The sequence below is a fragment of the Streptomyces sp. NPDC004031 genome (assembly GCF_053604375.1).
This window is the reverse complement of the sequence record NZ_JBSGHL010000072.1, coordinates 12,942-33,259: the sequence shown is the minus strand read 5'-3', so window position 1 is coordinate 33,259 and position 20,318 is coordinate 12,942. Positions and strand designations below refer to the sequence as shown.

Here is a 20,318-nt window from a genome sequence, read left to right as displayed (position 1 = left end):
GCCGTCACATGACGACGGCGGTCGCCCCGTCGATCTCGACGACGTCCACCTGCTCGCCCGGGTCGAAGACCCGGCCTTCCTCCAGTGCGCGTGCCGACCAGACCTCACCGGCGAGTTTGATCCGGCCGTCGGCGCCGCTGTCGACCCGTTCCAGGACGACGGCCTGCCGTCCCCTGAGCGCGTCGATGCCGCTGCGCTGGCCGGCGTTCTGCCGGTTGCGGTAGGCCAGCGGGCGGACGAAGACCAGGAGGGCCACCGAGATCACCACGAAGGTGATGACCTGGGCGACGATCCCGCCGTCCATTCCCGCCGCGGCGGCGCCGCCGAGCGCGCCGACCGCGAACATGGCGAATTCCGGCATTGCCGTGATCACCAGCGGGATGCCGAGTCCCACTGCGGCTATCAGCCACCACACCCATGCGTCCACAGGTCAATCGTAGGGCCCTGCCCAGGGGTTGGGGCAGTACGCGTCGGTGAAAGGCGGGTGCGGGACGTGCGCCGGGTGCGTGCGCCCGGCGCGCGCGGCGGGTCGGACCGGCGGCCGGGGCGGGTGACCGGGCGGGTCAGGACAGCGGCAGCCCGGCGGCGGTGAAGCGGTCGCCGCGGCGTTCGACGACGAGCGGGAGGCCGAAGCACACGGAGAGGTTGCGGGAGGTCAGCTCGGTCTCGATGGGGCCGGCGGCGACGACCTTGCCCTGCCGGATCATCAGGACGTGGGTGAAGCCGGGGGCGATCTCCTCGACGTGGTGCGTGACCATGATCATGGCGGGCGCGATGGGGTCGCGGGCGAGCCGGCCCAGGCGGCGTACCAGGTCCTCGCGGCCGCCCAGGTCGAGGCCCGCGGCGGGCTCGTCGAGCAGCAGCAGCTCGGGGTCGGACATCATCGCGCGGGCGATGAGGGTGCGCTTGCGCTCGCCCTCGGAGAGGGTGCCGAACTTCCGGTCCAGGAAGTCGCTCATGCCGAGCCGGTCGAGGAAGGCGCGGGCGCGGTCCTCGTCGACCTTCTCGTAGCCCTCGTTCCAGGTCGCGGTCATGCCGTAGGCGGCGGTGAGCACGGTCTCCAGGACGGTCTGCCGGCGCGGCATCTTCTCGGCCATCGCGGCGCCGGCCATGCCGATGCGCGGGCGCAGTTCGAAGACGTCGACGTTGCCGAGCTTCTCGCCGAGGATCGAGACGGTGCCGTGGGTCGGGAAGAGGTAGCTGGACGCGACGTTGAGCAGCGTGGTCTTGCCCGCGCCGTTGGGCCCGAGGATGACCCAGCGCTCGCCCTCGGCGACCGACCACGAGACGTCGTCCACCAGAGCGCGTCCGTCGCGGACCACGGATACGTCCACCAGCTCCAGCACATCGCTCATGAGCGCGTTGTCTCCCATTGCAGTCTCGTGATTCCGGTGGTGCCGGTCCGGCACGTCCGCGGAGGTGACCCCTTGGGAGAAAACTTACGCCACCGCACGACCGGTCCAGTCCATAGGCTGGGGGCATGCTTGATGAACCTCGTTCAGGGCGGCTGACCGCATGGGGAAATGCCCTGCTTGCCGGACTTGCCGCCCCCGATGACGTCGCGCAGCGGATCGTGGCGGACGACGCGGTGCACCGTATGGCGGACCTGCCCGGGGAGAACGGCCCGGTGGGTCTGACGCTGGGCCTCGGCCGGCTGCGGGCGCTGGGCGTGACCGGGCTGCGGCTCGCGCTGCCGGTGTCCGGGCACCCGCTGGGGCTGAGCGGCCCGCCGGAGTTCAACGACCTGGCGCTGGACGCGGGCGAGGCGGTGCTGACCGCGGGCGCGGTGCCGCTGGGCCTGGTCCCGCGGGTGTACGAGGCCGGCCCGGCGGGCGACGTGCACGTCGAGGTGGAGTGGCGGTGCCTGCCGGTACGGGACGCGCCGCCGGCCGACGTACCGTCGCTGGGCGAGGCCGAGCGGGAGCTGGCCGAGGCGCTGCGGGACGCGACGGCGGCGCTCACGGCGCTGGACGTGGCGGGCACCGGGGGGCCGACCGCGCACGCGGCGCTGGAGGCCTACCGGGCGCGGGCCGATCGCGGCCGGGAGGTGCTGGCGCCGGGGTATCCGCCGCGGGCGGTGCGGGTGCTGGAGCTGGCGCAGCGGGTCGGCGCGCTGGTGGAGATCGCGGGCGGCGGGCACGGCGCGGCGGTGAGCGCCTCGCAGATCGCGGCGCGCGCGGAGCTGCTGCGCCCGGTGGAGCGCACCGCCCGGCGCGCGCAGGTGGCGGCGTACAACGCGTACGTGGAGGAGGCGGAGCGGCGCCGCCCGTGACGCCCCCGGGCCGGGCGGGGCCGTTCGTCACCGCCCCCGCCCCGGCCGGTCAGCTCCCGACGCCGTTGCGTACCGCCCACAGGGCGGCCTGGGTGCGGTCGGCGAGGTCCAGCTTCATCAGGATGTTGGACACGTGCGTCTTGACCGTCTTCTCCGACAGCACCAGGGCGCGGGCGATCTCGCGGTTGGAGCGGCCGTCGGCGATGTGGGCCAGCACCTCGTTCTCCCGCTCGGTCAGCGTGCCGCCGCGGCCCTGGCCGGAGCCGGGGCCGCCGTTCTGGTCCTGGGAGAGCAGCGCGCCGGCCACCTCGGGCTGGAGCAGGACGTGCCCGGCGTGCACCGAGCGGATGGCGTCGGCGAGCGCGACCGGGTCGACGTCCTTGTAGACGTAGCCCGAGGCCCCGGCGCGCAGCGCGGGCACCACGGTGCGCTGCTCGGTGAAGCTCGTGACGATGAGCACCCGCGCGGTGCTGCCCGCGTCGCGCAGCAGCCGCAGCGCCTCGATGCCGTCGGTGCCGGGCATCTTGACGTCCATCAGGATCACGTCGGGGCGCAGCTCGCAGGCGCGGTCGACGCCCTCCTGGCCGTCGGCGGCCTCGCCCACGACCTCGATGTCGCCCTGGACCTCCAGGAAGGTGCGCAGGCCGCGGCGGACGACCTGGTGATCGTCGACCAGCAGGACGCGGATCACACTGTCAGCCACCGGGCACCTCCAGTTCGATGACGGTGCCCTTCCCGGGCGCCGACTGCACGCTCAGGCTGCCTCCGACGGCGCCCGCGCGGTCCCGCATGGACACCAGTCCGAAGTGCCGTCCGGCGCTGCGGACGGAGCCGGGGTCGAAGCCGCATCCGTCGTCGCGGACGCTCAGCAGCGCGCCCTTGCCGCGGCCTTCGAGCCGGACGGCCACCTCGCTCGCGCCCGCGTGCCGCAGCGCGTTGTGCATGGCCTCCTGGGCGACGCGCAGCACGACCTCCTCCTGCGAGGCGGGCAGTGCGCGGACCGCGCGGCACTCGAAGGTGACCTTGGCGGAGTGCACCCGGTTGAGGACGTCGGCCTGGGTGCGCAGCGTCGCCACCAGCCCGTCGTCGTCCAGCGCGGCCGGGCGCAGCTCGACGACCACGGCGCGCAGCTCGTCGGCGGCCTCGGCGGCGAGCTGCGCGACCTCGCGCAGCTGCTCCCTGGCGCGTTCCGGGTCGCGGCCGATGAGCGAGGTCGCGGCCTGGGCGGTGAGGCGCAGCGAGAAGAGCTTCTGGGACACCGCGTCGTGCAGCTCGTGGGCGATCCTGGCCCGTTCCCCCACGAGGGTCAGCTCGCGGCTGCGCTCGTAGAGCCGGGCGTTGGTGAGGGCGATGGCGGCGTGGTCGGCGAGGATCCGCAGCAGGTCCTCGTCCTCCTGGGTGAAGTGGTGCCGCTCGCCGGGGCGCCTCTCGCACACCTTGTTGGCCAGGAAGAGGGCGCCGAGGATCTCCTCGCCGTCCATGACGGGCATGCCGATGAAGTCCCGCATCACCGGGTGGCGGCGGGGCCAGCCCTCGAAGCTGGGGAAGTCGCGGACGTCGTCGAGCCGCTGCGGGGTGGCCTCGTGCAGCATCGCGGCGAGGATGCCGTGCTGGCGGGGCAGCGGGCCGATGGCCTTCCACTGCTCGTCGCTCACCCCGGAGACCACGAACTGGGCGAAGCCGCCGTGGTCGTCGGGCACGCCGAGCGCGGCGTACTCGGCGCTCAGCAGCTCGCGGGCGGAGCCGACGATGGTCTGCAGGACCTCGCGCACCTCCAGCCGGCGGTTCATCGCCAGCACGGCCGCGCTGACCGCCTCTATCCCGCCCCTGGGGTGCCTGTCCGACATGCCTCCACCGTACCGGCGGCAGGTCATGGGCCGGATGCGACGGCGGGCGGAGGGGCGCTCGGCACTTTCGACCTACGCCCTTGTGACCCCGCGGCGTACGGCGGGCGCCCGACGCGCCCCCCGGCCGGGCGTTCCTACGGTGAGGGCGCGGGTCCGGCGGCAGGCCGGACCGGCGGCCGCGGCGGCGGGGGGCGACAGCGCTCCCGGTGGACGCGGCGGACGGCGTCGGACACGAAGCGAGGGCGGAACCATGCCGGTGGCGATCATCACGGGGGCGTCGAGAGGGCTCGGGCGGGCACTGGCCGCGGAGCTGGCGGGGCGCGGCTGGTCCCTGGTGCTGGACGGGCGGGACGCGGCGGCGCTGCGGGCGGCGGCCGGGCAGCTGGAACGCGACGGGAAGGAGGGCGCGGGAGGAGCGGTGCGGGCGGTGCCGGGGGACGTGACCGACCCGGAGCACCGGGCCGCGCTGCTGGCCGCGGCGGACGAGCTGGGCGGGGTCGATCTGCTGGTCAACAACGCCAGCGCGCTGGGCGCCGAGCCGCTGGTGCCGCTGGCGGAGCTGCCGCTCGCGGGGCTGCGACAGGCGCTGGAGGTCAATGTGACCGCGCCGCTCGCCCTGATACAGGCGGCGCTCCCGGCGCTGCGGGCGGTCTCGGGCGCGGTGCTCAACGTCAGCTCGGACGCGGCGGTGGAGGCGTACGGGGACTGGGGCGGCTACGGGGCGAGCAAGGCCGCGCTGGACCAGCTCTCGGCGGTGCTGGCGGTGGAGGAGCCGTCCGTGCGGGTGTGGGCGGTGGACCCGGGCGACCTGCGGACGGAGCTGTACGCGGCGGCGGTGCCGGACGACCCGGACTTCGACGCGCGGCCGCTGCCGGAGGAGGTCGCGCCGGTGCTGCTGCGGCTGCTGGAGCGGGGCGCGCGGAGCGGGCGCTACAGCGCCCCGGGACTGCGGGGTGCGTGATGGCGACGACGGCGAGCCGTGAGCGCGGCACAGACCCTGCGACAAACAGGGCAAAAACGGTCGGAAAAGAATCACTTCGCACCTCCCGAAAAGGTGGTTATTCGGACATATCCACCGCTCCGGAGATCCTCCGGGACTTCCGGGTGCCGCCCGAGTCGCTCGCGACGGCCCCGCCGTCCCGCCGGGACGCCGTGCGGCTGCTGGCCGGGGAGCGCTCCACCGGGGCGGTCGGGCACCACTCCTTCCGTGACCTGCCGGGGCTGCTGCGGGCCGGGGACGTGCTGGTGGTCAACACCTCCAGGACGCTGCCGGCCGCGATCGACGCGGAGCTGGCGGGCGAGCCGGTCGTGGTGCACTTCTCCACCCGGCGGGACGACGGGCGCTGGGTCGTGGAGGTCCGCACCCCCGACGGGCACGGCTCGACGCTGCGCCGGGCGGGCGGCCCCGCGGGCGCGGCGCTGAGGCTGCGCGGCGGCGCCGAGCTGGTGCTGGACCGCCCGCTGGTGGCGGGCGCCGACCGGCTGTGGGTGGCCTCGCCCTCGGCGGACCCGGTGCCGCGGCTGCACCGGCACGGGCGGCCCATCCGCTACAGCTACACCGAGCGCGACCAGCCGCTCTCCGCCTACCAGACGGTCTTCGCCCGCCCCTCCGCGGACGGCAGGGCCTCGGCGGAGATGCCGAGCGCGGCCCGGCCCTTCACCACGTCGCTGGTGACCGAGCTGGTCAGCCGCGGGGTGCAGATCGCGCCGGTCGTGCTGCACACCGGGGTGGCCTCCGCCGAGGCGCACGAGCCGCCCTACGCGGAGCCGTACGCCGTACCGGAGGCCACCGCGTGGCAGGTCAACGCGGCGCGAGCGGCCGGCGGGCGGGTCGTCGCGGTGGGGACGACGGCGGTGCGCGCGCTGGAGTCGGCGGCGGACGGGCGCGGCACGGTGCGCGCGGCCCGGGGCTGGACGGAGCTGGTGATCACCCCGGAGCGCGGGGTGCGCGCGGTGGACGGGCTGCTGACCGGGCTGCACGAGCCGGAGGCCTCGCATCTGCTGATGCTGCGGGCGGTGTCCGGGGACGCGCTGCTGGAGCGGGTCTACGCCGCCGCGCTCCAGGAGCGTTACCTGTGGCACGAGTTCGGCGACGTGAACCTGCTGCTGCCGTAAAGAGCACCCCAATAAGGATCACATAAAGCACCCCCGCGGTCACCCCGAGCGACCCCGGGGGTGCGGCCGTGTGAGGTGACCTACAGGAGCCAGATCACATACTAAGGACCCTAGTGGAATAACAGCCCGCCAGCCCCACGGGATTTTCCCGCCGGGACACCCCCACTTCATGCGCCACCTACGAATGCGAATCGTAGCCGCCTTCATTGACCCCCGTTTTGCGAGCCCTTAAGAATTCTCAGGTCCGCAACCGGAAGAGGTCATTCCATGCAGCTCCCCACGATCCCGAAGATCGGCCGACTGTCCAAGAAGCACAAGATCACGGCGGCCGGTGCCGCCGCCGCGGCTGCTGTTGTCCTGGCCGTCACCGGTCTCCAGGTGACCGGCGGGACCGCTGAGGCCAAGGGCGAGGCGACCGGCTTCTCGGTCGAGAACGGCCAGCAGGTCAAGGACCTCGACGCGCAGGCGGGGCTCGCCTCGCAGAAGGCGATCCAGGAGGACGCCGCGGCCAAGAAGAAGGCCGCCGACGCCCTCGCCGCCCAGCAGAAGGCCGCCGCCGACGCGGCGGCGAAGAAGAAGGCCGCGGCCGACGCCGCTGCCCGCGACAAGGCCAAGGCCGCCGCGAACCGCTCCAAGCAGCGCGCCGCGGTGAAGCCCGCGCCGAAGAAGGCCGTCACCCCGAAGCCGGTCGTCAAGGCCGCGCCGAAGAAGGTCGCGGCCGCGGTCCCGGTCGCCCAGGTCGTCTACCCCGACAACCTCGACGGCTGGATCCGCGAGGCCCGCGCCGTGCTGGCCGCGCACAACATCCCGGTGCCGACCTACAACGGCATCTACCGCAACATCATCCGCGAGTCCTCCGGCAATCCCAACGCCATCAACCTGTGGGACTCCAACGCGGCGAAGGGCATTCCCTCCAAGGGCCTGCTCCAGACCATCGACCCGACCTTCAACGCGTACCACGTCTCCGGTACGTCGTGGAACGTCTACAACCCGGTCGCGAACATCGCCGCCGCGTGCAACTACGCCTGGCACGTCTACGGCGGAATGGACAACGTCAACTCGGCCTACTGAGCCGCGTCGACGGAAATAAGCGAAGGGCGGTGCGACTCCGAGGAGTCCCACCGCCCTTTCGTCTGCCGGGAATTCCCGGTTACTTGCGCATCACCTCGGGCTCGTGGCGGCGCAGCAGCCGGGCCACGGCGAAGCCGCACAGCGCCGCCATCGCCAGCAGCACCACGACGTCCAGGGTCCAGGTGCCCGCGCTGTGCTTCCACAGCGTGTCGACCGTCTTGTGCGTCTGGTCCCACGGCAGCAGCGTGTTGAGGTCCGCGGTGGTACCCGCGCCCGCCACCGCCCAGCGGGCCGGCATCAGCCAGGCCACCTGCTCCATGCCGGGCTTGCCGTAGATCTGGAACAGCACCCCGGTGAAGACGATCTGCACGATCGCGTACATCACCAGCAGCGGCATCGTCTTCTCGGCCGTCTTCACCAGCGCGGAGATGATCAGGCCGACCATCATCGAGGTGAAGCCGAACGCCATGACGACCAGGGTCATCTCGATCGCCGGGTGGCCGTGCAGGATCACGCCCTCGGCGGGCATCTTGTCGCGCGGGGCGAAGCCGATGCCGCAGATGATCGCGCCCTGCAGCGCGGTGATCAGGCCGAGCACGATGACCTTGGACATCAGGTACGCCGAGCGCGACAGGCCGACCGCGCGTTCGCGCTCGTAGATGACGCGTTCCTTGATCAGCTCGCGGACCGAGTTGGCGGCGCCCGCGAAGCACGCGCCGACCGCGACGATCATCAGGATCGTGCCCGCGTCCCGGTTCTGGCCGTTGACCCGCACGGGGCCGTAGCCGAGGCCGGCCTTCGCCGGGATCAGCAGGCTGACGATGCCCAGCACCGTGGGCAGGATCAGCATCAGGCCGATGAAGCCGCGGTCGGAGGCGATGACCGACAGGTAGCGGCGGACCAGGGTCATCAGCTGCGAGCCCCAGCCCTGCGGCTTGGGCGGCCGGGCGGCCTGACTCGGTATGTAGTGCGCGGCCTGCGGCGCGGCGGAGTCCAGGTCGGCCGCGTACGTCTGGTAATGCTGCGAGCCGCGCCAGCGGCCCATCCAGTCGTAGTCGCGGTAGGTCTCGAACGCGGAGAAGACGTCGGCCCAGTTGTCGTAGCCGAAGAAGTTGAGCGCCTCGTCCGGCGGGCCGAAGTACGCCACCGCGCCGCCCGGCGCCATGACCAGCAGCTTGTCGCACAGCGCCAGCTCGGCCACCGAGTGGGTGACCACCAGGACCGTGCGGCCGTCGTCGGCCAGGCCCCGCAGCAGCTTCATGACGTCGCGGTCCATGCCCGGGTCGAGGCCCGAGGTGGGCTCGTCCAGGAAGATCAGCGACGGCTTGGTCAGCAGCTCCAGCGCGACGGACACGCGCTTGCGCTGGCCGCCGGACAGCGACGTGATGCGCTTGTCGGCGTGGATGTCGAGCTTGAGCTCGCGCAGCACCTCGTCGATCCGCGCCTCGCGCTCGGCCGGCGCGGTGTCGCCCGGGAAGCGGAGCTTGGCGGCGTACCGCAGGGCGGTCTTGACCTGGAGTTCCTTGTGCAGGATGTCGTCCTGCGGGACCAGGCCGATGCGCTGCCGCAGCTCGGCGAACTGCTTGTACAGGTTGCGGTTGTCGTACAGCACCTCGCCCTGGTCGGCGGGGCGGTAACCGGTCAGCGCGCGCAGCAGCGTCGACTTGCCGGAGCCGGACGGGCCGATGACGCCGATCAGCGACTTCTCCGGCACCCCGAACGAGACGTCCTTCAGGATCGTCTTGGTCGTCTTGCCGTGCGGCACGGTGACCGACAGCCGGCGGGCCGAGAAGGACACCGCGCCGGTGTCGACGAACTCCTCCAGCCGGTCACCGACCAGCCGGAAGGTGGAGTGGCCGACGCCGACGATGTCGTTCGGGCCGAGCAGATGCCGCTGTATCGGCTGGCCGTTGACGTACGTGCCGTTGTGGCTGCCGAGGTCGACGATCTCGTAGCGGCCGTCGGGGTGCGCCCGGAATTCCGCGTGGTAGCGGGAGACCTGCAGGTCGGAGACGACCAGCTCGTTCTCCAGCGCGCGGCCGATGCGCATGACCCGGCCCAGGGCCAGCTGGTGGAAGGTCGTCGGGCTGCGGTCGCCGTAGCCGGGACCCGCCCCCTGCGGCGACTGCTGCGGTACGCCCTGCGGGGCCGGCGGCTGCTGCGGCCACCCGCCGCCGGCCTGCTGGTATCCCGCGGCGCCCTGCTGGGCCGGGGCCGCGGCGGCGGCCTGCGCCTGCTGGTACTGCGGGTAGGCCGGCGCGGCCTGCTGCTGCGGCACCTGCTGGACCTGCGGCGGCGGCGCGTACTGCGGCGCCGCCTGCTGGAAGGCCTGCGGCTGGGCCGCGGCGTGCTGCTGGTACGCCTGCTGGTGCGGCTGCGGCGCCTGGTAGGCGGGCTGCTGTTGCTGGGCGGGCGCCTGCTGGTGCGCCTGCTGGTGCGCCGCCTGCTGCTGGGCCGGTGCGGCCTGCGCCGCCTGCGCGGCGGTGAAGCTCAGCCGCGGGCCTTCGGTGGCGTTGCCCAGGTTGATCGTGGTGCCGGGCGCGAGGTCCGTGGTCTGGACCCGCTGGCCGTGCACGAAGGTGCCGTTGGTGCTCCCCTGGTCCTCGATCACCCAGCCGCGCTCCGCGCGGCGGATCGTGGCGTGCCGCCACGAGACCCGCGGGTCGTCACAGACGAGATCGCTCTGCGGGTCACGCCCGAGGCTGTAGGACCGGGAGGCATCCAGCGTCCAGGTCCTGCCGTTCAATTCCAGTACGAGTTCTGGCACCCCAAACCCCATTGTTCGTCCCCCGAGTTGTCCCCCGTGCAGAGGAGTCTAGGGATAGCGGACATCGGGAGGAACTATCGCAGGCCCCGGTCTCGTAACAGAAAGCGCCCTCCCGGAGCCGTTCCTGCAACCGAATCCGGACATGCGGCGGCGTTCCGTGCGATGCGCGGTGGCGCGGGATTCGTTTCGTTCCCGCGGCGGTCCCCCCGCACAGTGTCCGGCACGCGGGACGGATGGTGAGAGGGGCGCGCGGTGCGGATACGGTGTAAAGACCATGGACGACGCCTCGCAGACCGCCTCCGCCGCTCCGGTCACGCCCGCCGCCCCCGTTCCCGCGGACGACGTGCCGACCCTGCTGGTCAAGATCTTCGGCAAGGACCGCCCCGGCACGACCGCGGGCCTCTTCGACACGCTCGCCGCCTACGGCGTGGACGTGGTGGACATCGAGCAGGTGGTGACCCGCGGCCGGATGATGCTGTGCGCGCTGGTGACCACCCCCGCGCCCGGCACGGGCAGCGAGGGCGACCTGCGCGCCACCGTGCACAGCTGGGCGGAGAGCCTCGGCATGCAGGCCGAGATCATTTCGGGTATCGGCGACAACCGGCCGCGCCGCGAGGGGCGTTCGCACGTCACGGTGCTCGGGCGGCCGCTGACCGCGGAAACCGCAGCGGCCATAACAGCCGTGATCACCGGCGCGGGCGGGAACATCGACCGGATCTTCCGGCTGGGCAAATATCCGGTGACCGCCGTCGAATTCGCCGTCTCCGGCGCCGAGCCGGTCGCGCTGCGCTCCGCGCTCGCCGTCGCGGGCGCCGCCCGCGGGGTGGACGTCGCGGTGGTGCCGGCCGGGCTGCAGCGCCGGGCGCAGCGGCTGGTCGTCATGGACGTCGACTCGACCGTGATCCAGGACGAGGTCATCGAGCTGTTCGCCGCGCACGCCGGGTGCGAGGCGCAGGTCGCCGAGGTCACCGCCGCCGCGATGCGCGGTGAGCTGGACTTCGAGCAGTCGCTGCACGCCCGGGTCGCGCTGCTGGCGGGGCTGGACGTGTCGGTGGTGGACAAGGTGCGGTCCGAGGTGCGGCTGACGCCGGGCGCGCGGACCCTCATCCGTACCCTCAAGCGGCTCGGCTACCAGGTCGGGGTGGTCTCCGGCGGCTTCACGCAGGTCACCGACGACCTGCGGGAGCGGCTCGGGCTGGACTTCGCCGCCGCGAACACCCTGGAGGTGGCCGACGGCCGGCTCACCGGGCGGGTGACCGGCCCGATCGTCGACCGCGCGGGCAAGGCGCGGCTGCTGCGCAGCTTCGCCGAGCAGGCCGGGGTGCCGCTGAGCCAGACGGTCGCGATCGGTGACGGCGCCAATGACCTGGACATGCTCAACGCGGCCGGGCTCGGCGTGGCCTTCAACGCCAAGCCGGTCGTCCGCGAGGCCGCCGACACCTCCGTCAACGTGCCCTTCCTGGACACGGTGCTCTTCCTGCTGGGCATCACCCGCGAGGAGATCGAGGCGGCCGACGCGGTGGACGGTGTGCCCACCGACTGATCCGCGCCGCAGGCCCGGGTGACGGCCTAGGCCTCGTGCGGGGCCCAGAAGGCGGTGAGCCGGGCGACGCCGTGCTCGACGTCCTTCCACTGTCCGGTGAAGGTCAGCACGGCGAAGGCGGCGGTGGGGAATCCGGCCTGCTTGACGCGGGCCAGGGCGGCGCTGTCGGCGCTGCCGGTGAGGGCCTCGGTCAGCGTCTGCATGCCCGGGTTGTGGGCGACGACCAGGAGTGAGCCGACGTCGTCGGGCGTCTCGTTCAGCAGGGCGAGCAGATCGCCGAGGCTCGCCTCGTACAGCCGCTCCTCGTAGACCGTGCGGGGGCGGTGCGGCATCTCGTGGGCGGCGAGCTTCCACGTCTCGCGGGTGCGGGCGGCGGTGGAGCACAGGACGAGGTCGGGGGTGATGCCGTCGTCGGCGAGTCGGCGGCCGGCGGCGGGGGCGTCCAGCCGGCCGCGGTCGGCCAGCGGCCGCTCGTGGTCGGGGACGTTCGGCCAGTCGGCCTTCGCGTGCCGGAGCAGGACAAGGGTGCGGGGTGAATCGACGGTCATGCCCTTCAGCTTTCCAGAAAACCCGCAGTCAGGCGCGGGATGGGCGTGATCGGCGGCACGGCCTCCCGGGCGGGCGCGCGGCGGGCGCGGACCGGGAGCGGGCGGTCACGTCAGGTGGCCGAGGAGGCCGGACACGGCCGTCGCGGCGTGCGAGAAGACGTCACCGGCCGGGGCGGCGGCCGCGGTGTCGGCGCGGGCGCCGGTGATCAGCAGGAGCAGCGCCGCGAAGGCGACCGCGGGCAGGACGACCGCCCACCACGGCAGCCGGGTCTGCACCGCGCCGGGCGTGCGGCGGCCCGCGGTGCGGGACGCGGCCGGGGTCTGCCGGGCGTAGAGGTGGGGGGACTGCGTGGTCACGGTGACCGCCTCCGTGGGGTGCCGTCGGGCTGCCGGGGTGTGCCGGCCGGGCGGGCCGGCCTGACACCCACGACGCTACGGTCCCGCGCCCCCGGTACCCATCCGGCCGTCCACCCATGTGCCCCTGAGCCTGACCCCCCACGGATGGTGGGGTTGTCCCTACCCCCGACTCAGGGTCGCCTCGGGGTTGCTGACGGAGGGTCGGCCGCGGTCCCCGCGGGAGGGGCCGGTCATCCCATCCGGGCGGCGATGATCGCGACGACGGCGACGAGCGCGGGCACCCCCATCATGAGTCCGAACAGGGTCAGCAGCCGGCGCTGCGGCTGCGGGGGATTCGGTTCGAGTACGGGCATGCGACCAGTCTGGCACCGGATCCTGTGCGGGCCGGAAGGGGGGTCACAGTTCGTCCTCGATGTGCCGGTTGCGCCCGGCCAGCACACCGCAGACGGCCTGCGGCACCGCGAGGGCCAGCATCATCGCCAGCGGCAGGCCCCAGCCGCCGGAGGCCTGGTTGAGCGCGCCGACCAGGATCGGGCCGGGGATCGACAGCAGGTAGCCGGTGCTCTGCGCGAAGGCCGACAGCCGTACGACACCGGCGCCGGTCCGCGCCCGCATCCCGATCATGGTCAGCACGAGCGGGAACGCGCAGTTCGCGACGCCCAGCAGCAGCGCCCACAGCACGGGCGCCGCGGCGGGCGCGATCCACAGGCCCGTGTACCCGGCGACCTGGAAGGCGGCGAGAACGAGCACGATCGGCCCCTGCGAGCGCATCCGCGCGGCCAGCGGCGGCAGCACGAAGGACAGCGGCACGCCCAGCACCATGGTGAGCGCGAGCAGCAGCCCGGCCTGGCCGGCGGAGATGCCGGAGTCCCGGAAGATCTGCGGCATCCAGCCCATCGTGACGTACGCGGAGGTGCCCTGGAGGCCGAAGAACGCGGCCATCGTCCAGGCGGTGCGGCTGCGGGTGATCCGGCCCTGCTCCCCCGCGGGCCGCGTGGCGGCGGGCCGCTCCACGGTGGGCCGCGGGGCGGCCGCCGCGGCGGAGCGGTCGCGTACCAGCGGCAGCCACACCACGACGGCGACGACCGCGAGCCCGGCCCACACCCCCAGGCCCAGCCGCCAGCCGTGGCCCATGGCGTCGGTGAGCGGCACGGCCAGCGCGGCGGCCAGCGCGGTGCCGAGGGAGAGGGCCATCGAGTACAGGCCGGTGACCGGGCCGACCCGGTCGGGGAAGTAGCGCTTGACGATGACGGGCATCAGCACGTTGGCGACCGCGATGCCCGCGAGCGCGAGGGCGCTCGCCGCGAGGAAGGGCAGGGTGCTGCCCGCGAAGGGGCGCAGGAGCAGGCCCGCGGTGATCGCGGTCATCCCGGCGAAGACGACGGCGCCGGGCCCGTGCCGCCGGGCCAGCCGGGGGGCGGCGAAGCCGAAGAGCGCGAAGCACGCGGCGGGCACGGAGGTGAGCAGGCCCGCCATGGCGCCGCTCATGCCGAGCCCGGCACGGACCTCCTTCATGAGCGGCCCGAGGCTGGTGACGGCGGGCCGCAGGTTGACGGCGGCGAGCAGCAGTCCGGCGACGGCGAGCCGCCGTATCCAGACGGCGGAGCCGCCCCCCGGCGCGGTGCCGTCCCGGTCCCCCGGCCCACCGGGCGCCCCCGCCGGGGCCTGGGCGCCGGACGTACCGGACGCACTCGACGCGACGGCGGCGGGACCCGAAGCCGACATCGCCGGGACCCGGGCGCCCGACGCATCGGCGACGGGACCGCTGCCGCGGACGCCGTCAGCGGAGGGTGCCGCCGTGGCCAGCGCGGCGCCCCGGCGGGGGGCGGCGCCGAGCGGCGACCCCGTTCCGGGGTCGGCGGCGGCCGGGCGGGCCGCGCCGGGCGTCTGTCCGGGCTGCCGGGCGGGGTCGTCGGGGGCGGTGCGGGGGCGGGGTTCGTCGTCGCGCATGAGTCCATCATAGAATGATGGGATGAATCTCGGACCCGTGCCCCGACCCGCCACGCTCGCCGACCAGGTCATCGCCCGGCTGCGCGCCGAGATCACCTCGGGCGCATGGCCGGTGGGCAGCCGTATCCCCACCGAACCCGAGCTGGTCGAACGGCTCGGGGTGGCGCGCAACACCGTCCGGGAGGCGGTGCGGGCGCTCGCCCACAACGGCCTGCTCGACATCCGGCAGGGCTCGGGCACGTACGTGGTGGCGACCAGCGAGCTGGCCGGGGTGATGCAGCGGCGCTTCGCGGACGCCGAGCCGCTGCACATCGCCGAGCTGCGCCGCGCCCTGGAGGCCTCGGCGGCGGCGCTGGCCGCCGAGCGGCGCGACGAGGCGGACCTGCGGCAGCTGGACACGCTGCTGGAGCGGCGCGAGCGCGCCTGGGACTCCGGCGACAAGGAGGCCTTCGTGGCGGCGGACGCGACGCTGCACCTGGCGGTGGTCGCCAGCTCGCACAACGAGGTGCTGACCGCGCTCTACGCGGACCTCGGCGAGGTGCTGCGGGACTTCCTGCGGGCGGACGTCGGCCCGCGGCTGCGCCCGGAGGACCATCTCGACCACGCGCGGCTGGTCGCCGCGATCCGGGCCGGCGACCGCGAGCAGGCCGCGGCCGAGGCCCGCGCCCACGCCTTCCACTGCCGTTTCCGCACAACGGCGGCGGGCTGACGAGCCGCCCGCCCGGCGGGGCGCCCCCTTCACGGGAACGCCCCGCGGCGAGCGTTACGCGCCGATGGCGTGCAGGCCGCCGTCGACGTGGACGATCTCGCCCGTCGTCTTGGGGAACCAGTCCGACAGCAGGGCGACCACACCGCGCCCTGCGGGCTCGGGGTCGGACATGTCCCAGGCCAGCGGCGAGCGGTGGTCCCAGACACCGGCCAGCTCGGCGAAGCCGGGGATGGACTTCGCGGCCATGGAGCCGATCGGGCCGGCCGAGACCAGGTTGCAGCGGATGTTGCGCTTGCCCAGGTCACGGGCCAGGTAGCGGGAGGTGGCCTCCAGCGCGGCCTTGGCCGGGCCCATCCAGTCGTACTGCGGCCAGGCGAACTTCGCGTCGAAGGTGAGGCCGACGACCGAGCCGCCCTCCTCCGGCATCAGCGGCAGGCAGGCCATGGTGAGCGACTTCAGCGAGAACGCCGAGACGTGCATGGCGGTCGCGACCGACTCGAAGGGCGTGTTGAGGAAGTTGCCGCCCAGCGCGTCCTGCGGGGCGAAGCCGATGGAGTGGACGACGCCGTCGAGGCCGCCCAGCTCCTCGCGGACCACGTCCTCCAGGCCCGCCAGGTGCTCGGTGTTCGTCACGTCCAGCTCGACGACCTTGGCCGGGCGCGGCAGCTTGCGGGCGATGCGCTCGGTGAGGGTGGGCCGGGGGAAGGCGGTCAGGATGAGCTCGGCGCCCTGCTCCTGGGCCAGCTTGGCGGTGTGGAAGGCGATGGAGGACTCCATCAGCACACCCGTGACGAGGATGCGCTTGCCGTCGAGGATTCCGCTCATGTCGGTCAGTGACCCATGCCCAATCCGCCGTCAACGGGGATGACGGCTCCAGTGATGTACGCGGCGTCGTCGGACGCCAGGAAACGCACCGCGGCGGCGATCTCCTCCGGCTGCGCGTAGCGGGCCAGCGGCACCTGGGCCATGATGTCCGCGCGCTGCTCGTCGGTGAGCGCCCGGGTCATGTCGGTGTCGACGAAGCCGGGTGCGACGACGTTGAAGGTGATGTTGCGCGAGCCCAGCTCGCGGGCCAGCGAGCGGGCGAAGCCCACCAGGCCGGCCTTGGAGGCGGCGTAGTTCGCCTGGCCGGCCTGGCCGAGCAGGCCGACCACCGAGGAGATCAGCACGACACGGCCCTTGCGGGCCCGCAGCATGCCGCGGTTGGCGCGCTTGACCACCCGGAAGGTGCCGGTGAGGTTGGTGTCGAGGACGGCGGTGAAGTCGTCCTCGGACATGCGCATCAGCAGCTGGTCGCGGGTGATGCCGGCGTTGGCCACCAGCACCTCGACGTTGCCGTGCGCGGCCTCGACCTCCTTGTAGGCCTGGTCGACCTGCTCGGCGTCGGTGATGTCGCAGCGCACCGCGAGCACCCCGAGCGCGACCAGGTCCGCCGGCGGCTCGCCGGAGCGGTAGGTGATGGCGACCTTGTCGCCCGCGTCGGCGAAAACCCGGGCGATGGCGAGGCCGATGCCCCGGTTTCCTCCGGTGACGAGAACCGAGCGGCTCAACGGATCACTCCTCAGGGTCGAGAATCTCCCTGAGAAGCTATCGGTCGCGGACCCGATCCGGGGAATCGGCCCCTGACAGGCTGCTCCGGCCGGCCCTGTGGGATTCCTACAGGGCCGGCCGGCAGCCGTCAGCCGCCGACGCGGGCGGCGGCCCGGCGGCGGCTGTAGACCAGCAGCCCGACCGCGCCGCTCGCGAGGACCGCGCTGACCGACAGCGCGGCCTCCAGTGTGCTGGTGCTCGCGGCGGCGTTGCTGGTCGCGAGGGTTCCTGTGGTGGCGGTCACGGGGGCGTCGCCGCCATGACCGTGGTGGGCGACGGTGGACCTCGCGGCGCCCGCGGCGATCTGCGCGTCGGTCGGGGCCTGGGCGACGTCGGCGGTGGCCGCCTTCGCCGCGGCCGCGGTCTGTCCGAAGACGACATCGGCGCAGCCGTAGAAGGCCTCGGGGCTGTCGGTGCGCTGCCACACCTGGTAGATGAGCTGGCGCCCGGTGCGGGCCGGGAGGTTCGCGGTGAAGGTGTAGTAACCGGGCGCGGTGACCGCGGTGTTGTAGGTCGCGACGGGGGTGTCGTCGAGGTCGGACCACTTGAGCGGCTTGGTCGGGTCGTAGCCCTGCTTGGTGATGTAGAGCGTCATGACGCCGCGGTGCGGCGCGGTGACCCGGAAGCTGACGTCGGTCTGCCCGGCCTGGACCGGGGTGGCCGGCCAGTCGGTGCGGGCCCAGTCGAGGGCGCGGTACTTGTCGCGGTCGGCCGAGCACAGGTGGCCGTCGGGGATGATGCTGCGGCTCTGCCCGTCGGCGTTGGCGATGTTGACCTCGTTCCAGTCGTAGAGCGGCTGGGTGCCGCTGTCGGCGACGAGGTCCTTGCACACCTGGGACTTCGGGGACTCCGGCCCCTCGGCGTAGCAGGCGGCGATCCGGCTGACGGGCGTGTTGAGCGCACCGTGCGCGCTGGCGGTGCCGGGGGTGAGGGCGGTGACGGCGAGGGTGGCGGCGACGGCCGCGGCCACGGCGGCGGCCTTGCGGCGTACGGACATGTGGGGGCTCCTTGTCGTGCGGGCAGAACTGCGGGGGGACACACACGAGGGCGGCAGGTCGAAGCATAGGGATTGGTCTGGACCATGCCAAGGTCTGTGTGTGTCAGGGCAGTTCGGCCGCACGCACCGGGCCGCGCGGGTACGGGGACGTACGGGTACGGGGACGTACGGGTACGGGAACGCGCGCGCCGGGAGGACGCGCGCGCGACCGGAGGGGCCGACGGCGCGTGACGCGCCCCGCCGGCCCGGGAGCCCCGGGTCAGTAGCCCTGCGTGCTGCCGCTCGCGGCCGGAGCGGCGGCGGACGGGGCGGGCGGGGTGTTCTTGACGGAGTACTGGTCCACCGTGACGGTGAGGGACTGGGCGATCTGCCGCAGGTAGGTAAGCAGCCGCTCGGTCTCCTCCTGGGTGCCCTCGCCGCCCTCGTGCTCGCGCAGCTGCTGCAGGACCGCCTCGGCCTGCGCGCGGGCCGCCCGCAGCATGGTGCGGGCCTGCTCGCGCGCGGCGACGACGGTCTGCTCGGCCGACTGCTGGGCGCGGGCCTGCTGGAGGACCGCGTCCACGGTGGGCACCCCGGTGGGGCTGCTGCCGTCGCCGATGTTGTTGGCGCGGATCCAGTCGCGGTGCCGCTGCATGTCGGTACGCAGCCGGTCGTTCTCCTCCATGACCGTGGTGAGCGTCGCCGCGGCCCGGCGCAGCGCGTCGTGCACCGCGTCCTCGCTGTAGCCGCGACGGGTCAGGGGGGCGCGGGGGAAGGTCATCGACCGCAGCGCCTCGGGCGTCACCGGGCGGTCCGCCGGGCGTGCTCCTGTCTCGTTCACGTCTCTCCGATCACCGAGCGTCTTCGAAGTGCAGCAGGTCGTGCGGGACACCTGCGTTCGCCAGATCGCGCACCGTCGCGGACACCATGGACGGCGAGCCGCACACGTAGAACGAGCGGCCGTGCCAGGCGCCGGCCCGCAGGACCGGTCCCGCCATGCTGCGGTTCTCGAAGGTGCCCGCGTCCAGGCCGACCAGCGGCGTTATTCGAAGCCAGGGGTTGGCCTGCTCGTACTGCCGCAGCAGGGGCAGGTCGTACAGGCCGTGGGCGTCGCGCGCCCCGAAGAAGAGGTCGACCTGGCGTGGCGGACCCTGCCAGGCGATCTCCTCGATCAGGCCGCGCAGCGGGGCCAGTCCGGTGCCGCCGGCGATCAGCACCAGGTCGCGGCCGGCCGACCGGTGCAGCGTCAGCCGCTCACCGACCGGGGCGCCCAGTTTCAGCATGTCGCCCTGCCGCAGCCGGTAGACCATGGCCGGGCTGACGAGGCCGCCGTCGATGGAGCGGACGTGCAGTTCGAGCAGCCCGTCGGCGCGGGCGGCGTTCGCCGGGGTGAAGGACCGCCAGGTGCTGGGCAGCATCGGCGTCTCGACCATGACCGACTGCCCGGCGGCGTACCGCATGGGCTGGTCGAGGCGCAGGGTGACGACCGCGAGGTCGAAGCCGCGCTGCTCGTGCCCGATGACCTCGGCGTTCCACCACGCCGGGTTGACCGCGCGGTCGCTCTCGGCGGCCTGGATCATGGCGCCGGCGACGACGGTGTACGCCTCGGTCCAGCCCTTCTCCAGCTCGGGGGTCCATGCCTCGCCGAGGAAGTAGGCCAGGGTCGCCAGCAGCGCCTGCCCGACCGCCTCGTAGTGCTGCGCCACGACCTGGAAGCGGCGGTGGTCGCGGCCGAGCTGCTGGAGGAACGGGACCAGCGTGTCGGGGTCGTCGACGTCGGAGACGATCTGACCGAGGGCGTTGACCAGGCGGTCCCGCTGCACGCCCATGTTGACCGGGAACATCGGCCGGACCTGCGGCGCGATGAGGAACAGGTAGGAGTAGAAGTACCGGGGTACTTCGTCCCCTGACTTGCCGACCAGGGCGAAGGAATCTTTCAGCGCCTGGGAATCGCTCACGACCACCCTCCGGTGGCTGGTGTTTCGGGGGGAGCATACGGACCGGCGGAGCCGGGCGGCGGCCCTCGGTGGAGCCGCCGTCGGCTGCGTCAGGCCGAGGCCGCGGCTTCTTCGCTCGCGGAGATCATGGTGCTGCTGATGACGCCGTAGACCGCGACCCAGGACTCCTCGATCTCGGGGGTCCACGCGTCGCCCGCGAAGTGCTGGAGCGTCGCGATCAGGCTGGCGCCGACGGCCGGGTAGTGCTCGGGCAGCGCGCCGTAGCCCGCGTGCCGGCGCCCCAGGTTCTGGAGCATGCCGACCAGGGTCTCGGTGTTCTCTATGTTGGCGACGAGCGCGCCCAGCGCCGCCCACAGGCGGTCGCGCTGCTCGTCGATGTGCGGGGCGAAAAGCGGTCGCACCGCGGGGTTGTTGGCGAAAAGGTGCTCGTAGAAATACCCGGTCACCTGTGAACCGTGGGGCTCCACAACCTTGAAGCTGCTGCGGATCAGGGAGAGGTCTGCGGTCATGGCGGCCGACTCTAGCCAGAGGCGCGGGACTCGAACAAGTTTGGGACAGATGAACAACTGACTGACCGAACCTCCATCTTGACAGGCCGTTTCCTCTCCGATATCG

General features: G+C 73.3%; 21 protein-coding genes. 6 read left to right on the top strand and 15 right to left on the bottom strand.

Features of this window, described 5'->3' with window-relative positions:
* Positions 1–4: 4 nt before the first annotated feature.
* Both ACWERV_RS32220 and ACWERV_RS32215 read right to left on the bottom strand, forming a co-directional pair.
* Complete coding sequence (locus tag ACWERV_RS32220) at positions 5–427, bottom strand: NfeD family protein (RefSeq protein WP_398192860.1); 423 nt, start codon at positions 425–427, stop codon at positions 5–7.
* Positions 428–563: 136 nt separating this feature from the next.
* Positions 564–1,355, bottom strand: coding sequence for an ABC transporter ATP-binding protein (locus ACWERV_RS32215; RefSeq protein WP_452939872.1), 792 nt, complete (start codon positions 1,353–1,355; stop codon positions 564–566).
* Between the two features lie 125 nt (positions 1,356–1,480).
* Here ACWERV_RS32215 and ACWERV_RS32210 point away from each other — a divergent pair, with 125 nt between their 5' ends.
* Positions 1,481–2,272, top strand: coding sequence for a hypothetical protein (locus ACWERV_RS32210; protein WP_452939870.1), 792 nt, complete (start codon positions 1,481–1,483; stop codon positions 2,270–2,272).
* 49 nt (positions 2,273–2,321) lie between these two features.
* On the opposite strand, the gene ACWERV_RS32205 is transcribed toward ACWERV_RS32210, so the two are convergent.
* Both ACWERV_RS32205 and ACWERV_RS32200 read right to left on the bottom strand, forming a co-directional pair.
* Positions 2,322–2,975: a response regulator gene (locus ACWERV_RS32205; protein WP_398192857.1), complete on the bottom strand. Its 654-nt coding sequence runs from the start codon at positions 2,973–2,975 to the stop codon at positions 2,322–2,324.
* Entirely contained in the window at positions 2,968–4,119 is a 1,152-nt protein-coding gene (locus tag ACWERV_RS32200) for a GAF domain-containing sensor histidine kinase (protein ID WP_398192856.1), read from the bottom strand. Before ACWERV_RS32200 ends, ACWERV_RS32205 begins: the two co-directional genes overlap by 8 nt.
* A 250-nt stretch (positions 4,120–4,369) precedes the next feature.
* Between ACWERV_RS32200 and ACWERV_RS32195 the strand changes: the two genes are divergently transcribed.
* The 3 genes from ACWERV_RS32195 to ACWERV_RS32185 all read left to right on the top strand — a co-directional run bounded on the left by ACWERV_RS32195 (position 4,370) and on the right by ACWERV_RS32185 (position 7,305).
* Complete coding sequence (locus ACWERV_RS32195; RefSeq protein WP_452939866.1) at positions 4,370–5,080, top strand: SDR family NAD(P)-dependent oxidoreductase; 711 nt, start codon at positions 4,370–4,372, stop codon at positions 5,078–5,080.
* A 143-nt stretch (positions 5,081–5,223) separates the two neighbouring features.
* The gene (locus tag ACWERV_RS32190) at positions 5,224–6,234 is read left to right on the top strand and encodes an S-adenosylmethionine:tRNA ribosyltransferase-isomerase (RefSeq protein ID WP_452939863.1); all 1,011 of its coding nucleotides are present in this window, start codon (positions 5,224–5,226) and stop codon (positions 6,232–6,234) included.
* A gap of 267 nt (positions 6,235–6,501) precedes the next feature.
* Positions 6,502–7,305: a transglycosylase SLT domain-containing protein gene (locus tag ACWERV_RS32185; protein ID WP_452939860.1), complete on the top strand. Its 804-nt coding sequence runs from the start codon at positions 6,502–6,504 to the stop codon at positions 7,303–7,305.
* A gap of 79 nt (positions 7,306–7,384) precedes the next feature.
* Here the strand turns inward: ACWERV_RS32185 and ACWERV_RS32180 are convergent, their stop codons facing one another.
* Positions 7,385–10,084, bottom strand: coding sequence for an FHA domain-containing protein (locus tag ACWERV_RS32180; protein WP_452939857.1), 2,700 nt, complete (start codon positions 10,082–10,084; stop codon positions 7,385–7,387).
* Positions 10,085–10,346: 262 nt separating this feature from the next.
* Between ACWERV_RS32180 and serB the strand changes: the two genes are divergently transcribed.
* Positions 10,347–11,615 carry a phosphoserine phosphatase SerB gene (serB, locus tag ACWERV_RS32175; RefSeq protein WP_398192851.1) on the top strand — a complete coding sequence of 423 codons (1,269 nt, stop codon included), beginning with the start codon at positions 10,347–10,349 and terminating at the stop codon, positions 11,613–11,615.
* Between the two features lie 26 nt (positions 11,616–11,641).
* Here serB and ACWERV_RS32170 read toward each other — a convergent pair whose 3' ends face one another.
* The 4 genes from ACWERV_RS32170 to ACWERV_RS32155 form a co-directional block, all read right to left on the bottom strand.
* Complete coding sequence (locus tag ACWERV_RS32170; protein ID WP_398192850.1) at positions 11,642–12,163, bottom strand: SixA phosphatase family protein; 522 nt, start codon at positions 12,161–12,163, stop codon at positions 11,642–11,644.
* A gap of 105 nt (positions 12,164–12,268) precedes the next feature.
* The gene (locus ACWERV_RS32165; RefSeq protein ID WP_398192849.1) at positions 12,269–12,520 is read right to left on the bottom strand and encodes a hypothetical protein; all 252 of its coding nucleotides are present in this window, start codon (positions 12,518–12,520) and stop codon (positions 12,269–12,271) included.
* 230 nt (positions 12,521–12,750) lie between these two features.
* Entirely contained in the window at positions 12,751–12,873 is a 123-nt protein-coding gene (locus ACWERV_RS32160) for an SGM_5486 family transporter-associated protein (RefSeq protein WP_251490045.1), read from the bottom strand.
* A 43-nt stretch (positions 12,874–12,916) separates the two neighbouring features.
* Complete coding sequence (locus ACWERV_RS32155) at positions 12,917–14,245, bottom strand: CynX/NimT family MFS transporter (protein ID WP_452939894.1); 1,329 nt, start codon at positions 14,243–14,245, stop codon at positions 12,917–12,919.
* A 247-nt stretch (positions 14,246–14,492) separates the two neighbouring features.
* Here ACWERV_RS32155 and ACWERV_RS32150 point away from each other — a divergent pair, with 247 nt between their 5' ends.
* Entirely contained in the window at positions 14,493–15,179 is a 687-nt protein-coding gene (locus ACWERV_RS32150; RefSeq protein WP_452939852.1) for a FadR/GntR family transcriptional regulator, read from the top strand.
* Positions 15,180–15,233: 54 nt separating this feature from the next.
* On the opposite strand, the gene fabI is transcribed toward ACWERV_RS32150, so the two are convergent.
* The 6 genes from fabI to ACWERV_RS32120 form a co-directional block, all read right to left on the bottom strand.
* Entirely contained in the window at positions 15,234–16,004 is a 771-nt protein-coding gene (gene fabI / locus ACWERV_RS32145) for an enoyl-ACP reductase FabI (protein WP_452939849.1), read from the bottom strand.
* 5 nt (positions 16,005–16,009) lie between these two features.
* Positions 16,010–16,729 (bottom strand): 3-oxoacyl-[acyl-carrier-protein] reductase, encoded by a 720-nt coding sequence (gene fabG / locus ACWERV_RS32140; RefSeq protein WP_398192845.1) that lies wholly within the window; start codon positions 16,727–16,729, stop codon positions 16,010–16,012.
* Between the two features lie 128 nt (positions 16,730–16,857).
* Entirely contained in the window at positions 16,858–17,766 is a 909-nt protein-coding gene (locus ACWERV_RS32135; protein WP_452939846.1) for a lytic polysaccharide monooxygenase auxiliary activity family 9 protein, read from the bottom strand.
* Positions 17,767–18,025: 259 nt separating this feature from the next.
* Positions 18,026–18,586, bottom strand: coding sequence for a DivIVA domain-containing protein (locus ACWERV_RS32130; protein ID WP_452939843.1), 561 nt, complete (start codon positions 18,584–18,586; stop codon positions 18,026–18,028).
* Positions 18,587–18,596: 10 nt separating this feature from the next.
* On the bottom strand, positions 18,597–19,703 hold the full coding sequence (locus ACWERV_RS32125; RefSeq protein ID WP_452939840.1) for a globin domain-containing protein: 1,107 nt from the start codon (positions 19,701–19,703) through the stop codon (positions 18,597–18,599).
* A gap of 89 nt (positions 19,704–19,792) precedes the next feature.
* Entirely contained in the window at positions 19,793–20,212 is a 420-nt protein-coding gene (locus tag ACWERV_RS32120; RefSeq protein ID WP_398192841.1) for a globin domain-containing protein, read from the bottom strand.
* Between the last annotated feature and the right edge of the window lie 106 nt (positions 20,213–20,318).

Bases quoted from the DNA above. Each gene is read 5' to 3' on its own strand.
- ACWERV_RS32215 (WP_452939872.1), bottom strand. From the start codon at position 1,355: ATGAGCGATGTGCTGGAGCTGGTGGACGTATCCGTGGTCCGCGACGGA.
- ACWERV_RS32210 (WP_452939870.1), top strand. From the start codon at position 1,481: ATGCTTGATGAACCTCGTTCAGGGCGGCTGACCGCATGGGGAAATGCC.
- ACWERV_RS32200 (WP_398192856.1), bottom strand. From the start codon at position 4,119: ATGTCGGACAGGCACCCCAGGGGCGGGATAGAGGCGGTCAGCGCGGCC.
- ACWERV_RS32195 (WP_452939866.1), top strand. From the start codon at position 4,370: ATGCCGGTGGCGATCATCACGGGGGCGTCGAGAGGGCTCGGGCGGGCA.
- ACWERV_RS32185 (WP_452939860.1), top strand. From the start codon at position 6,502: ATGCAGCTCCCCACGATCCCGAAGATCGGCCGACTGTCCAAGAAGCAC.
- ACWERV_RS32180 (WP_452939857.1), bottom strand. From the start codon at position 10,084: ATGGGGTTTGGGGTGCCAGAACTCGTACTGGAATTGAACGGCAGGACC.
- serB (WP_398192851.1), top strand. From the start codon at position 10,347: ATGGACGACGCCTCGCAGACCGCCTCCGCCGCTCCGGTCACGCCCGCC.
- ACWERV_RS32170 (WP_398192850.1), bottom strand. From the start codon at position 12,163: ATGACCGTCGATTCACCCCGCACCCTTGTCCTGCTCCGGCACGCGAAG.
- ACWERV_RS32160 (WP_251490045.1), bottom strand. From the start codon at position 12,873: ATGCCCGTACTCGAACCGAATCCCCCGCAGCCGCAGCGCCGGCTGCTG.
- ACWERV_RS32155 (WP_452939894.1), bottom strand. From the start codon at position 14,245: ATGTCGGCTTCGGGTCCCGCCGCCGTCGCGTCGAGTGCGTCCGGTACG.
- ACWERV_RS32150 (WP_452939852.1), top strand. From the start codon at position 14,493: ATGAATCTCGGACCCGTGCCCCGACCCGCCACGCTCGCCGACCAGGTC.
- fabI (WP_452939849.1), bottom strand. From the start codon at position 16,004: ATGAGCGGAATCCTCGACGGCAAGCGCATCCTCGTCACGGGTGTGCTG.
- ACWERV_RS32135 (WP_452939846.1), bottom strand. From the start codon at position 17,766: ATGTCCGTACGCCGCAAGGCCGCCGCCGTGGCCGCGGCCGTCGCCGCC.
- ACWERV_RS32120 (WP_398192841.1), bottom strand. From the start codon at position 20,212: ATGACCGCAGACCTCTCCCTGATCCGCAGCAGCTTCAAGGTTGTGGAG.